General features: G+C 74.5%; 2 protein-coding genes. Both read right to left on the bottom strand.

Annotated features, from left to right (window positions below; genetic code table 11):
• Nucleotide 1: 1 nt before the first annotated feature.
• The gene (locus tag ABZ463_RS00525; RefSeq protein ID WP_352009151.1) at nt 2-211 is read right to left on the bottom strand and encodes an MbtH family protein; all 210 of its coding nucleotides are present in this window, start codon (nt 209-211) and stop codon (nt 2-4) included.
• A complete protein-coding gene (locus tag ABZ463_RS00520; RefSeq protein WP_362771659.1) occupies nt 208-15,636 on the bottom strand; it encodes an amino acid adenylation domain-containing protein in 15,429 nt (5,142 codons plus the stop codon). Before ABZ463_RS00520 ends, ABZ463_RS00525 begins: the two co-directional genes overlap by 4 nt.
• Between the last annotated feature and the right edge of the window lie 19 nt (nt 15,637-15,655).

Below are 15,655 nucleotides of genomic sequence, written 5' to 3'. Positions count from 1 at the left end.
CTCAGCCGCCCATCTCGGCGACGAGGCTCTTCGGGCGCATGTCGGTCCAGTTGGCCTCGACGTAGGCCAGGCAGTCAGCGCGGGAGGCCGGGCCGTGGACGCTCTCCCAGCCGCCGGGCACGTCGGCGAAGGCGGGCCACAGCGAGTGCTGCCCCTCGGCGTTCACCAGCACCAGGTAGCGGGCGTCGGCGTCTTCGAAGGGATTGGTCATCGGAGGTTCTCCTGTGCTGGTCTCGTGGTCTGGATCTCGTTGAGCGCGCGGTTCACGATGGGGCCGATCACGGTGAGCGCCCTGGGGGTGAGCAGTTCCGCGTGGGTGAAGTCCACGTCGTGGTTGACGATCTCCCCGTCCACGTGGGCGGCCCACTGCAGGTGGTCACCGGTCTCCACCCGGTCCTTGGTGGCGGTGACGACGAGCAGGTCGCCGTCGTAGCGGGCGTAGTCCGCGCCGAGCAGCAGGTCCATGCAGGCGCGGTGGACGGTCGCGATGGCCCGCACCGTGGCGTCGTCGAAGTCGGCGAGCACACCCGCCGACTCGCGCAGCCCCTGCAGGAACTCCTCGGTCTCGGCCCGGCTGAGCTCGTCCAGTTCCTGCGGGGTGCGGCTCGGCTCCTCCTCGGCGTCCATCGGGAAGGTGTCGAGCACGCCGAGGAAGGCGACCTCCTGCCCCCTCTCGCGCAGCGCCGTGGCGATCGCGTAGGCGACCTGCCCGCCGAAGGACCAGCCGAACAGGTGGTACGGCCCGGCGGGCTGGACGGCGGCGATCCGGTCGGCGTAGGCCCGGCCCAGGTCGCGGATGGTCGCCGGGGCGAAGTCCTCCCCGGTCAGCTGGGGCGCCTGGATGCCGTACAGGGGCCTGCGCGGGTCGAGGTGGGGCAGCAGCCCGCCGTACAGCCAGGCGAACCCGGCGGGCGGGTGCGCGCAGAACAGCGGCGGCAGGTCGCCCGAGGCGCGCAGTGGCAGGATCACGTCGAATCCGCCCGGCGCTCCCCCGGCCAGCCGTACGGCCAGCTCCGCCGGGGTCGGGGCGGCCATGACGGTGGCCAGCTTGAGCGGCGTGCCGAGCTCCGTCCTGATCCTGGCGGCCAGCCGCATGGCCAGCAGCGAGTGGCCGCCGAGTTCGAAGAAGCTGTCGTCGACGCCGACCCTGGGCAGGCCGAGCACCTCGGCGAAGACCCGGCACAGGGCGGCTTCGCGTTCGTCGCGCGGCTCGCGGGAGGAGACGGCGGCGGCGAAGTCCGGGGCGGGCAGCGCCTTGCGGTCGAGCTTGCCGTTGATGGTCAGCGGCAACTCGTCGAGGGTGACGAACGCCGAGGGCACCATGTAGCCGGGCAGCAGCTCCCGCAGGGACGCCGCCAGGTCGCCGGGGCCGTCCCCCGAGGGCACGACGTAGGCGACCAGGCGGGTGACCGGGCCCGGCTGGGCGACGACCGCCACCTGGCCGACGCCGGGTTCGGCGGCGATGACGGCCTCGATCTCGCCGGGTTCGACCCGGAATCCACGGATCTTCAGCTGGTCGTCGGCCCTGCCGAGGAAGTCGAGGTTGCCGTCGCCGCGCCAGCGCACGACGTCGCCGGTGCGGTACATGCGCTCGCCGTCCTGGAAGGGGTCGGCGACGAAGCGCTCCGCGGTGAGGCCGGGCCGGTTCAGGTAGCCGCGGGCCAGGCCGATCCCGGAGACGTACAGCTCGCCCGCGACGCCGACGGGGACCGGGCGCAGCCGGTCGTCCAGCACGTAGACGCGGGTGTTCCAGATCGGGCGGCCGACGATGGGGGTGACGCTGTCGCCGGTGCCGCCGCCGAGGGTGTTGATCGTGTACTCGGTCGGGCCGTACAGGTTGTAGCCGAGTGTCCCCTCCGTGGTGCGCAGCGTCTCCCACAGGGCGTGGCCGACGGCCTCGCCGCCGAGCAGCACCAGCGGCGGGACGTGCCCTTCGAGCAGGCCGTGTTCGACGAGTTGCTGGGCGTAGGAGGGGGTGACGTTGACGACGTCGACGAGGTGCTCGGCGCAGTAGGCGGTGAGCGACTGCGCGTCGCGGCGCATCTCCTCGTCCAGGACGTGCACCTCGTGCCCCTCGACGAGCCACAGCAGTTCCTCCCACGACATGTCGAAGGAGAAGGAGACGGTGTGCGCGATCCGCAGCCGCCGGCCCGCCGAGGCCACGACCGGGTCGAAGATCTCGCTGCGGTGGTTGAACTGCATGTTGGTCAGGCCCGCGTACGGCACGACGACGCCCTTCGGCCTCCCCGTCGAGCCCGAGGTGTAGATGACGTACGCCGGGTGGCTCAGCGGGAACTCCAGGCCCAGGTCGTCGCCGGGCAGCCCGTCCAGGCCGTCCAGGTCCCCGGGGCGCAGCACGCACACCGGCCCGGCGTCGTCGATCATGTGCTCGATCCGGTCGGCCGGGTAGTCCAGGTCGAGCGGCAGGTAGGCGGCGCCGGTCTTGAGCACCGCGAACAGCGCGGCGACCATGTCGGCCGAGCGCGGCAGCGCGAGCCCGACGATCCGCTCCGGCCCGGCGCCCCTGCCGACCAGCATCCTGGCGATGCGGTTGGCGCGGGCGTTGAGCTCGGCGTAGGTGTGGCGTTCCCTGCCGAAGACCAGCGCGACGGCGCCGGGGGTGCGCGCGGCCTGTTCCTCCAGGAGGCGAGCCACGGTCTTGTCCGGCAGCGGGTGATCGGTGGCGTTCCATTCCTGGAGTACCAGCCGTCGTTCGTCCGGCCCGAGCGGGTCGAGACGGCCGACGGGTGTCGTCAGGTCCCCGGCGATCTGTTCGAGCAGTCGGGTGAAGCGGGCGAGCATCGCCTCGGCGAGCGGCCGGTCGAACACGTCGGGCCGGTAGGCCAGCGACACCTTGAGCCGTTCGTCCGGGGTGACGACGAGGGTCAGCGGGTAGTGGGTGCCGTCCACGCTGTCCATCTCGGCGATGCCGTAGGAGGCGGTGACGCGCAGGCGTTCCTCCTCGTCGTCGCCGAAGTTGCGCAGCACGTACAGGGTGTCGAAGAGCTGGCCGAGTCCCGCCGCCCGCTGGATCTCGCCGAGCCCGAGGTGTTCGTGGGCCAGTACGGCGGAGCGGCCGCGCTGCAGGCGGGTGAGCAGGTCCAGGAGGGACTCGTCGGCGTCGAGGGTGATCCGCACGGGGACGGTGTTGAGGAACAGGCCGATGGTCGACTCGACGCCGGGGATCTCGGCGGGCCGTCCTGAGACGGTGCTGCCGAACACGACGTCGGAGCGGCCGGTGACCCCGGCCAGGACCATGCCCCAGGCGGCGGTCAGCAGGGTGCTGAGTGTCAGGCCGTGCCGTCTGGCCTGGGCGACCAGGCTCGGGCCGAACCCGTCGGGCAGTTCGGCCAGCACGGCGTCGGGCACGACCGCGGTCAGCTCGCCCCCGGTGGGGGCCAGCAGCGTCGGCTCGGCGAGCCCGGCCAGGGCCTGCTTCCAGGCCTCGAACGCGGCGCCGGTGTCCTGCCGCGACAGCCAGGCCAGATAGTCCCGGTAGGGGGTGACCCGCTCGGGCTCTCGCCCGTCGTACAGGTCGAACAGCTCCCGCAGGAACAGCCCCTCCGACCAACCGTCCCACAGGATGTGGTGGTGGATCATGACCAGCAGGTGGTGGTCGGGGGCCAGCCTGACCAGGGTGAAGCGCACCAGCGGCGGCCTGGTCAGGTCGAAGCGCCTGGCGCGGTCCTCGGTCAGGATCCGCGCGACCGCGTCCCGCTGCGCCGGGTCGGTGAGGAAGCCGAGGTCGATGCCCTCCGCCCGCGCCTCCTGCCCGGTGAGGGGCCGCCCGGTGAGGCCGGTCAGGTCGATCTCGGTCAGCGGCAGCTCCGCCGTCCTGGGCACGAACTGGACGGCCCGGTCGAGGCCGTCGTACCGGAACCCGGCCAGCAGGTTGGGGTGGCGGGCGGTCAGCCGCCGCCAGGCCTCGCGCAGCCGTCCGGCGTCCATCGGGCGGCGCAGTTCGAGGAAGTTCTGCACGGTGTAGACGTCGAGCGCGCCCTCGTCCACGGTGGCGTGGAAGAGCAGGCCCTCCTGCAGCGGCGCGAGCGGCAGCACCTCGGCCGTGCCGGGGGGCAGCTCGTCGATCTGCGCCTGGGTGAGGGAGACCAGCGGCAGGTCGGAGGGGGTCAGCGCGTCGTCGAGGGCGCCGGGGGCGCCGAGTTCGGCCAGCGCCGCCTCCCAGCGCCCGGCCAGACCGGCCAGTTCCGCGCCGTCGAGGACGGCCGAGGTCCAGGTGACCCGCAGCGTCGGCCCCTCGGGCCTGTCCTGGGTGACGGCGTCCACCTCAAGCCCGTACGGCGAGGCGCCGGTCCCGATCTCGGGGAGCGTCTCGTCGGCGATGCCCCAGTCCTCGGCGCCGCCGACGCCGAACCTGCCCAGGTAGTTGAACAGGATCTCCGGGCGGGGCGCGGCGGCGAGCACGGCGGCCGTCTGCGGGTTGAGGTGACGCAGCAGGCCGTAGCCGAGGCCGCCGTCGGGCACCGCGGCCAGCTGTTCCCTGATCCGCTTGAACGCCGTGACCGTGCCGGCTGTGCCGCCGGGGGCCCCGGGGTCGAGACGTACCGGGTGGACGGCGGTGAGCCAGCCCGCGGTGCGCGACAGGTCGAGTTCGGCGTGTTCGCGGCCGTGGCCCTCCAGCTCGACCAGGGCCGGGCCGTCGCCGGGCAGGGCCAGGGCGAGCGCGGTGAGCAGCAGCGCGTTCATCCCGCCCCTGGCCGAAAGCAGGCTCCGGGTGAGCGCGGTGTCCAGGACGGTCTCGTGCGTGGCGGGCGCCGTAGCGGACACCGGGGACGCCTGGGGCGTCACCGCCAGGCGGGTGGCGCCGGGGGCGACGGCCGCCAGCCAGTGGTCGAGTTCGGCGAGCCGCCCGGGGGTGTGCGCCTCCTCGCTCAGCCGCCGTGACCAGCGGCGCAGGGAGACGGGGACGGGGGCGGGGTCGCGGCCCTCGACGGCGGCTGCCAGGTCGGGCAGCAGGAAGCGCCAGGAGACGCCGTCCACCACGAGGTGGTGGGCGACGACGAGCAGGCGGCCCGGCTCCTCGCCGAGGTCGAACCAGACGACCTGGACGACCGCGCCGGTCGCCGGGTCGAGCCGTCCGACGGCGGCGCGGTACTCGGCTTCGAGACCGGCCAGGCCGGTGACCCGGCGCACCTCGAAGGGGGCCGCCTCAGGGGTGATCTCCGCCGACCAGATCGCGGGGTGCGGCCTGGCCAGGCGCAGCCGCAGCGCGTCGTGGCGGCGGGCGAGGACGTCGAAGGCGGCGGTGATCCGCTCGACGCCGAGCGCGGGCGGCACCCGCAGCAGCCTGGCCTGGTGCACGTCCTCGACCGGGACGCCCTGTTCGCGCAGCCAGTGCATGACGGGCAGCAGCGGCAGCGGGCCGCCCGCCTCCTCCTCGGGTTCCGCAGGCGCCGCGGCGGCGGGCTCCGCCGCCGTGGCGACGGCCGCGAGCCCGGCGACGGTCGGGTGCTCGAAGACGTCCTTGGCGGTGATCGTCAGCCCGGCGGCGCGGGCTCTGGCGACCAGGGTGATGGACATGATGCTGTCGCCGCCGAGGCCGAAGAAGTCGTCGTCGACGCCGACCGCGCCCAGGCCGAGCACCTCGGCGAAGGCGGCGGCCATGGTCTCCTCGCCGGGCCTGGCGGGCTTCGCGGCGGCGGGCGCCTCGGGCGCGGCGGGGACGGGCAGCGTGCGGCGGTCGAGCTTGCCGTTGACGGAGAGCGGCAGCGCGTCGATCGGCACGATCACCGAGGGCACGAGCTGGCCGGGGACACACGAGGCCAGTTCGGCGCGGAGCGCCGCCGGGTCGAGCGCACCGTCGGGGGCACCGTCCGAAGCACCGACGACGTAGCCGATCAGGCGGCCCTCGACGGCGGCCGCGGCGGCCTGCCGTACGCCGGGAAGGGCGCGCAGCGCGGCCTCGACCTCGCCCAGCTCGATCCGCTGCCCGCGGATCTTCACCTGGTCGTCGGTGCGGCCGAGGAACTCGACGGTGCCGTCGGGGCGCCGGCGGGCCAGGTCCCCGGTGCGGTACATGCGCTCGCCGTGCCCGGACGGGTCGGCGACGAACCGTTCGGCGGTCAGGCCCGGCCGGTTGAGGTAGCCGCGGGCGAGCTGGACGCCCGACAGGTACAGCTCGCCGGGGACGCCGACCGGCACCGGGCGCAGCGCGGCGTCCAGCACGTGGACGCCGGTGTTCCACACCGGGCGGCCGATCGGGACCGTGGCGGCTCCGGGGTCACCGGTGTACTCCTGGTAGGTGACGTCCACGGCGGCCTCGGTCGGGCCGTACAGGTTGTGCAGCCCGGCGCCGAGCGCCCTCCTGAAGTCGGCGGCCAGGTCGGCGGGCAGCGCCTCGCCGGAGCAGACGACGTGGCGCAGGCTCACGCAGCCGGGCACGCCGGGGTCGGTCAGGAAGGCCCGCAGCATGGACGGCACGAAGTGGGCGACCGTGACGGACCGCTCCCGGATGAGCCGGACGAGCCTGGCGGGGTCGCGGTGGTCGCCGGGCGCGGCCAGGACCACGGCGGCGCCCTCGCAGAGCGCCCAGAAGAACTCCCACACCGACACGTCGAACCCGGCGGGGGTCTTCTGCAGCACCCGGTCGTCCGGGGTGAGGCCGTACTCGGCCTGCATCCAGGCCAGGCGGTTGACGATCGCCCGGTGCTCGACCACCACGCCCTTCGGCCGTCCCGTCGAGCCGGAGGTGTAGATCACGTAGGCCGGGCCGCCGGGGGCCGAGGCGTCGGGGAAGGGCCGGTCCCCGCCCTCACGGGGGACGTCGGCGGCCGTCAGCAGCCGGACGGGGCGGGCGTCGTCGAGCATCAGCTCACGCCGCCGCGCCGGATAGTCGGGGTCGATCGGCAGGTAGGCCGCCCCGGTCTTCAGCACGGCCAGCAGCGCGACCATCAGCTCCGCCGAGCGGGGGACGGAGACCGCGACGATCGTCTCGGGACCGGCGCCGCCCTCGGCGAGTTCCCAGGCCAGCCGGTCGGCGCGCCGTTCCAGCTCGGCGTAGGTCAGCTCAAGCCAGGTCCTCCCCTCAGGCCCCTCGGGGGCGGCCACGGCCAGGGCGTCCGGGGTACGGCGGGCCTGGGCGGTGATGCGGCGGCTGAGCGTGCCGGAGGGCACCTCGCGGGCGGTGTCGTTCCACTCGCCGGTGATCCGGCCGCGTTCGGCGGGGGACAGCACGTCGACCGCGCCGACGGTCAGCGCCGGGTCGGCCAGCACCTGGCGCAGCACGTGGACGAGCCGGTCGCCGAGCAGGTGGGCGGTCGCGTCGTCGAACAGGTCGCGGGCGTAGATGATCGACAGGTGCGTGGCCTCGCCGTCGTCCACGGCGTTGAAGGCCAGGTCGAAGCGGGCGTGGACGCTCAGGTCGGGTTCGAGCTCGCCGAGGGCGACGGCGGGTTCCGCCCGGTGGTACTGGGTCATGACCTGGAACAGCGGGTGCCTGGCCAGTGACCTGGTGGGGGCGACGATGTCGACGAGCCGCTCGAACGGCAGGTCCTGGTGGGCGAGCGCGGCCAGTTCCGTCTGGCGCACCCGGCCGAGCAGCGTGTCGAACGACGGATCGCCCGACAGGTCGGCGCGCAGCACGAGCGTGTTGACGAACAGGCCCATGACGTCGTCGAGGGCCTCGTCGGGGCGGCCCGCCACGGGTACGCCGAGCGGGATGTCGTCCCCGCCGCCGAGCCTGCCCAGCAGGAGGGCGACGGCGGCCTGCAGCACCATGAAGGGGGTCGCGCCGCCGCGCCCGGCCAGCGCCGCGACGCCCCGGTGGACGTCGTCGGGCAGGCGGAGCCGTACGGTCGCGCCCCGGTGGGTCGGGGTGTGCGGCCTGGGCCGGTCGTAGGGCAGCGCCAGCTCGTCGGGGATGCCCGCCAGCGCCTCCCGCCAGTGGCGTTCGTCCTCCTCGGTGGGGACGTCCCGGCGCCAGAGGGTGTGGTCGGCGTACTGCAGGACGTCGGGCCACTCCGGTTCCCGCCCGGCCAGCCTTGCCTCGTAGGCGCTCGCCAGGTCGCGCAGGAACACCCCCTCCGACCACTGGTCGCTGGCGATGTGGTGGAAGACGGCCGACAGGACGAGCCGTCCGTCGCCGAGGGTGAACAGCGTCCCGCGCAGCGGCGGCTCTGCGGGCAGATCGAAGCCGTACTCCTCGGCCTCGGCGAGGTCGTCCGCCAGCCGCTCCGCCGTGCTCGCCACGGTCGTCAGCGGCGGCCGGACGTCCAGGACCACCTGGTACGGCGTGCCTTCGGCGTCCGGGTAGACGGTGCGCAGGATCTCGTGGCGGCCGGTCACGTCGTGCCAGGCGGCGCGCAGCGCGGCGGCGTCGGCGCCCGGCGTCAGGTGCAGGCGCAGCGGGATGTTGTAGACCGGGCTCGGGCCTTCCAGGTGGTGCAGGAACCACAGGCGGCGCTGGGCGGCCGAGAGCGGCACCCGTTCCGGGCGCGACATGCGGGTGAGCGGCGCGCGGGCGGCGCCGCCGAGCCTGGGCATGAGCCTGGCGACGGTGCGCGCCTCGAACAGGTCCCTGATCGCCAGGCCGGTGCCCAGGGCGCGCCGGATGCGGTTGACGGCGCGGGCGGCCAGCAGCGAGTGGCCGCCGAGGGCGAAGAAGTCGTCGTCGGCGCCGATCGCGGGCACGCCGAGCAGGTCGGCGAGCACGCCGCGGACGAGTTCCTCCCGTTCGTCCCTGGCCGCGCGGCCCGCCGTACGGCTCACCCCGGGGGCGGGCAGGGCGGCGCGGTCGAGCTTGCCGTGGACGTTCATCGGCAGCGCGTCGAGGGTGACGACGGCGGGGACCATATAGGCGGGCAGGCCGAGTGCGCCGGGGTCGACCGGCCCGTCGGCGACGACGTAGGCGACGAGCCGGTCGTCCCTGACGATCACGGCGGCGCGGGAGACCCCGGGCTGTGCGGTGAGCGCGGCCTCGACCTCGCCCAGCTCGATCCGGTAGCCGCGTACCTTCACCTGGTCGTCGGTGCGGCCGAGGAACTCCAGGGTGCCGTCGGGCCGCCAGCGGGCCAGGTCCCCGGTGCGGTACATGCGCTCGCCGTACCTGAGGGGGTCGGCGACGAACCGTTCCGCGGTCAGGCCCGGCCGGTTCAGGTAGCCGCGGGCCAGACCGGCCCCGGCGATGTACAGCTCGCCGGGGACGCCCGGCGGCACCGGGCGCAGCCTGCGGTCGAGCACGTAGACGCGGGTGTTGGCGATGGGCCGTCCGACGACCGGGGCGGGGCTGTCGGCGAGGTCGGCGCCGAGGGTGTCCACGGTGTCCTCGGTCGGGCCGTAGTAGTTGTGCGCGAGCACGCCGGGGGTCTCACGCAGGCGGCGCCACAGCGCGTCGGGCACGGCCTCGCCGCCGAGCAGCACGAGCACGGGCCGGTGCTCACCGTCGAGCAGGCCGCAGTCGAGCAGCTGCTCGGCGAAGGTCGGGGTGACGTCGAGGGTGTCGATGCGCCGTTCGGCGACCAGCGCGACGGTCGCCTCGGCGTCGCGGCGGGTCTCCTCGTCGAAGACGTGCAGCTCGTGGCCGCACAGCAGCCACAGCAGCTGCTCCCAGGAGGAGTCGAAGGAGAAGGACGCGGTGTGCGCGGCGCGCAGCCGCCGCCCGCCCGCCGCCTCGACCGCCCTGGCGAAGACGGTGTCGCGGTGGTCGCGGTAGAGGTTCATCAGGCCGTGGTGGGCGATCTGCACGCCCTTGGGGCGTCCGGTCGAGCCGGAGGTGTAGATGACGAAGGCCTGCTGCGCGGGGTCGCGTTCGACGACGGGGTCGGTCTCCGGGCCGTCGTCGGTCTCCGGGAGCTTGGTCAGGACGAGCACGGGGCGGGCGTCGGCGAGCATGAGCCGCCGCCGCTCCTCCGGGTAGTCGAGGTCGATCGGCAGGTAGGCGGCCCCGGTCTTCAGCACGGCCAGCAGCGCGACGACCAGGTCGGCCGAGCGGGGCAGCGCGAGCGCGACCAGTGTCTCCCGCCCGGCGCCGAGCCCGGTCAGGGCGTGCGCGAGCCGGTTGACGCGCCGGTTGAGCTGGTCGAAGGTCAGGGCGGTCGTGCCGGAGACCACCGCGGTCGCGTCCGGGGTCGCGGCGACCTGCGCCTCGAAGACGTCCACGACGGTGCCTGCGGGGATCTCCGCCTCGGTGGCGATCCAGTCGCCGAGGACGCTCTCGCGTTCGATCAGCACGTCGATCTCGCCGACGACGACCTCCGCGGTGAGCTGCGCGAGCACCCGGGCGAAGCGGGCGGCCACGACCCGGGCCTCGTCGTCGCCGAACGCGTCGGGCCGGTACTCCAGGACGAAGCGGGGCCCGCCGCCGTCGGGGCCGAGCACCGGGTTGCCCGAGGGAAGCACGAGCAGCGTCAGCGGGTAGTGCGTGTGGCCCCGGTTGCCTGCGCCGGTCACGGTGACCTCGCCGCCGGGCACGCCCTGCCCGGCCGGGTAGTTCTCGAAGACGAGCAGCGTGTCGAAGAGCGTCCCGGCCCCGGCGAGGGCCTGGATCTCGGCCAGGCCGAGGTACTGGTGGTCGAGCAGCCTGGCCTGTTCCGCCTGGAGCCTGGTGAGCGCGGCGAGCGCCGCCTCCTCCGGGTCGAGCCGCACCCGGACGGGGACGGTGTTGCTGAACAGGCCGATCATGTTCTCCACGCCGTCGAGGTCGGCGGGACGGCCGGAGACGGTCGCGCCGAAGACGACGTCGTCGCGTCCGGTGAGCACGCCGAGCAGGATCGCCCAAGCCCCCTGGACGACGGTGTTGAGGGTCAGGCCGTGCCGCCTGGCGAACACGCCGAGCCGCTCCCCCACGGCGGCGGGCAGTTCGACGGCCACCTCACGCGGCGGGACGGGGGTTCGCGCGGCTTCCGCGCCTCCGACCAGGGTCGGTTCGACCGGCCCGGCCAGCGCCTCGCGCCAGGCCGCGGCGTCGGCCTCGATGTCCCTGCGGCCCAGCCAGGCCAGGTAGTCCCGGTACGGCGGCGCCGGTTCGGCGGTTCCCGAGACCAGTTCGCGCACGATGAGCGGGGTCGACCAGCCGTCGGCGACGATGTGGTGGCCGGTCAGCAGCAGCCGGTGGCGGTCAGGGCCGAGCCGTACGAGCAGGCAGCGCAGCAGCGGCGAGCGGGTGAGGTCGAAGCGGTGGGCCAGTTCGGCGCGTTCGACCTCGTCGAGGCGTTCCGGCTCGCCGGACAGGTCGAGTTCCCGCCAGGACAGTTCCGCCCGGGCCGGGATGACCTGGACGGGCCGGTCGAAGCCGTCGGACAGGAAGACCGCGCGCAGGCTGTCGTGCCGGGCGAGCAGCCGTTCCATCCGCCCGCGCAGCCCGTCGACCGGCCCTTCGAGGTCGAGGTGGGTCAGCGAGGTGTAGACGTCGAGTTCGTCGGCGCTGGCGTGGAAGAGCAGGCCCTCCTGCAGCGGCGAGAGCGGCAGCACGTCGGCGGCGTCCCCGGGCAGGCGGTCGACCTCCCGCTGGGTGAGGGCGACCAGCGGCAGGTCGGACGGGACGAGCGCGTCGGGCGTCGCGGCCAGTTCGTCGAGGGCGGCGTCCCAGCGCGCGCCGAGGTCGTCCAGGTCGAGCACGCCGGGCGGGCTCGACAGGTGGACGGCCAGCGAGGGTCCCTGCGGCGTCTCGTGCAGGAAGGCGTTGACCTCAAGGGCGTACGGCGTGGGCATGGCGGGGTCGTCGGAGGCGGTGAAGGCGGCGCCCGCGGCGAAACGGCCGAGGTAGTTGAACAGGATCTGCGGCTGCGGCAGCCCGTCGAGCAGTCCGCGCAGGTGGCGCAGGACGCCGTAGCCGAGCCCGCCGCCGGGCACCGACCTGACGGCCTCCTTCACCCTCCTGAGGGTGCCGGCCGGGGTCGCGGCTCCGTCGAGACGGACGCGGACGGGGTGTTCGACGGTGAACCAGCCGACGGTGCGCGACAGGTCGAGGTCGTCGATCAGGTCACGGCCGTGCCCCTCGGTCTGCACCAGCAGTTCGTCCCCGCCGACGGCCCTGGCCAGGACGGCCAGCAGCAGCTCGTCCATCCCGGCGCGGCAGCGGGCCGCGGCGGCCAGCAGCGGCGCCGTACGGCCCGGCGGCACGGTGACGACGGAGCGCACGGCGGTGCCGACGGTGTCGCCGGGTCCCGGCCTGCGCGCGCCGAGCCTCGGTCCCGGCCGGTCGAGAACCCCGGTCCAGTAGGGCAGTTCCCCGGAGACGTCCAGGTCGGCCACGGTGGCCGCCCAGGTGCGCAGCGAGGTGCCGACCGGTTCGAGCGGCCGTCCTTCGAGGGCGGCCCGCAGGTCGGGCAGCAGGACACGCCAGGAGACGCCGTCCACGACGAGGTGGTGGACGGCGACGGTGAGCCGTCCCGGTTCGTGGGTGAAGGCGACCATGCGGCCCGCCGCCGGGTCGAGGTCGTCCCCGGGGCCGGCGGTCGTACCGACGACGTCGGCGGCGGCGACCGCGCCGGGGGGCCGGACGTCGAGGGTCCAGTCGGGGTTGAGGCGGGCGCGCAGCGCGTCGTGGTGGTCGAGCAGGGTCTGCACCGCCTGAAGCACCCGCTCGCCGGTGACCCCCTCGGGAAGGTCCACGGAGGCGGTGTGCCGGAACGCCGTGACCGAGCCGCCGAGGTCGCGCAGCCAGGCGACGATGGGCGTGAGCGGGACGGTCCCCACGCCGTCGTCGGGGCGGGCCTGCCGTACGGCTCCCGCGACGGCGGCCAGACCGGCGACGGTCCTCAGCTCGAAGACCTGGCGGGGCGTCACCGCGAGCCCGGCCTTGCGGGCGCGCCCGCAGACCTGGATGGAGGTGATGCTGTCGCCGCCCAGCTCGAAGAAGTTGTCGTCGATGCCGATCTCGGGCAGACCGAGGACCTCGGCGAAGATCCCGCAGAGCGTCTCCTCCGTCGCGTCGCGCGGCGGGCGGCCCATGGCGGTGAACTCGGGGGCGGGCAGGGCGCGCCGGTCGAGCTTGCCGTGCCCGGTCAGCGGCAGGGCGGCGAGCACGACGACGGCGGCGGGCACCATGTAGCCGGGCAGCCGGGCGGCCAGCGTGCCCCGCACCCGGGCGGCCTCCAGGCCGTCGCCGACGACGTAGCCGGTCAGCAGCCCGCCGCGCACGGCGGCCGCGGCCTGGGTGACGCCGGGCACGGCCGCCAGCGCGGCCTCGACCTCGCCCAGCTCGACGCGGTGGCCGCGGATCTTGATCTGGTCGTCGGTGCGGCCGTGGAACTCCAGGGTCCCGTCGGGGCGCCAGCGGGCCATGTCGCCGGTGCGGTACATCCGCCCGCCCGGCTGGAAGGGGTCGGCGACGAACCGTTCCGCGGTCAGGCCGGGCCGGTTCAGGTAGCCGCGGGCCAGGCCGCCGCCCGCGACGTACAGTTCCCCGGTCACGCCGGGCGGCACCGGGGCCAGGCGGGCGTCGAGCACGTAGGCCCTGGCCCCGCCGACGGGACGGCCGACGACCGGTTCCTCACTGTCGTCGAGCCAGGCCCACAGGGCGTCCACGGTGAACTCGGTCGGGCCGTACAGGTTGTGTGCGCGCACACCGGGGGTCTCGCGCAGCCGCCGCCACAGCGCGGGCGGCACGGCCTCCCCGCCGAGCAGCACGAGCCCGGGGTGTCCCGGCCGGTCGAGCATGTCGGCGTCGGCCAGTTGCAGGCAGAACGACGGGGAGACGTCGATGACGTCGAGCCCGGTGAAGGAGGCGGGGTCACGCCGTTCGTGCTCGTCGAGGACGACCAGTTCGTGCCCGGAGACCATCCACAGGAACGGCCCCCACGCCGAGTCGAAGGAGAAGGCGTAGGAGTGCGCGACCTTCCTGCGGGGTCCGGCGTGCAGGGTGACGCGGTGGTGCTCCCACAGGTTGGCGAGGGTGGCGTGGGTGACGGCGACGGCCTTGGGCAGGCCGGTCGAGCCGGAGGTGTAGAGCACGTACGCCAGCGAGGCGGGCCGTACGGTCACCCCAGGAAGGACCCCCGCTTCGGCTTCGGCTTCGGCGAGCGTCTCCGGGGTGACCACGAGCACCGGGCCGGCGTCGGCCAGCAGGAAGGCGCGCCGTTCCTCCGGCAGGTCGGTGGGGAGCACCAGGTGGGCGGCGCCGGACTTGAGGGCGGCGAGCTGGGCGACGATCATGCCGGTGCCGCGGGGCAGTTCGAGGGCGACGGTCCGCTCGGGGGCCGCTCCCCTGCCGAGCAGCAGCGCGGCCAGCCGGTCGGAGCGGGCGTCGAGCTCGGCGAAGCTGAGACCGTTCCCGGTGCCGGACAGGTCGCGGACCGCGACCGCCTCCGGCGTCCTGCGGGCCTGGGCGCGGAACGCCTCGGCGAGGGTCGCGCCGGTGACGGACGTCCCGGTGGCGTTCCAGCCGTCGACGACGAGGTCGCGTTCCGCCGGGGTGATCAGCGGCAGTTCCGCGACCGGCGTTCTCGGCGCCGCGGCCATGGCGTCGGCGAAGGCGAGGAAGCGCCGCAGGTGCGCCCTGAGGGTCTCGGGCGTGCACCTGCCGGGGTTGCCGTCGAGTTCGACGACCAGGACGTCGTCGGGGGTCTTGTAGAAGGAGAACTCCAGGTCGTCGACGGGGCCCGCGGCGAGGTTGCGGGTGACGCCGTCGACCCCGGCGAAGGAGAGCTCGTAGTCGAAGGCCTTGACGTTGACCGAGGGGCCGTACAGCCTGCGTCCCGAGCCGACCAGGTCGAGGTCGCGCTGCAGGTCCTCACCCCGGTAGTGCTGGTGGGCCCGGACGGCGACGATCTCGGCGGCGGCCTGGCGGACGAGGCCGGTGAGCGTCGTCTCCGCCTCGTGGAGGAGCCTGACCGGCAGGACGTTGACCGTCATGCCCGGCACGCGCATCGACGCCACGCCGAACCGTCCGGCGAACGGCATGCCCAGGACGACGTCCGCGGCGCCGGTCATCCGCCAGGTGTAGGCGGCGGTGACGGCGGTCACCGCGTCGGCCCAGGTCCCGCCCGCCTCCTTGGCGACGGCGAGCAGCGCCTGGCCGGGGAACTCGGCCCGCTCGCGCAGGAAGCCGTACGTGGAGGTCCCCGAGGTGATCTCCGCGACCTCCGGCCGGTCGGCGAGGTGCTCGCGCCACCAGTCGCGGTCCTGCTCGCGCCCGCCGGAGGTCCGGTAGTCGACCTCCTGGCCGACGACCGCCCCCAGCCGCCCGAACGGGCTGTCCCCGTACGGCCTGCCCGCGGCCAGCGCCGTGTAGATCTGCGCGACCCGCCCGGCCAGCAGGGCGAAGCTGTAGCCGTCCATGAGGATGTGGTGGAAACGCTGGTACCAGAGGTAACGCTGGGGGCCGACCTCGTAGAGGGTCTCGGCGACCAGCGGCCCGGTCAGGATGTCGACCGGGGTCGCGAGGTCGGCCCGCATGGCGCGCAGCGCCTCCTCGGGGTCGCAGCGGACGACGCCGAAGTCCCAGTCCGCGGCCTCGCCGATCACCTGCCACGGCCCGTCGGGGCCGTCCACGATCCGCACGTTCAGGGCCTGCGTCTCGCCGACCCCGATCCGTACGGCCTCGCCGAACAGGTCCAGGTCGAGGGGTCCGCACAGCTCGACGTACTGGCCGACGTTGAAGCTCGGGTCGGCGGGGTCGAGGCGCTGGGCGTACCAGACGCCCAGCTGCGCGCCGGTCAGCGCGAGCACGTCCGCGGGCAAGGGGAACCTCTTTCTCGGA

Origin of the sequence: Streptosporangium sp. NPDC020145, from assembly GCF_040631275.1 — a bacterium.
Lineage (GTDB): Bacteria > Actinomycetota > Actinomycetes > Streptosporangiales > Streptosporangiaceae > Streptosporangium.
The sequence above is the reverse complement of the archived record's forward strand: the minus strand, read 5'-3'. Positions and strand labels throughout refer to the sequence as shown.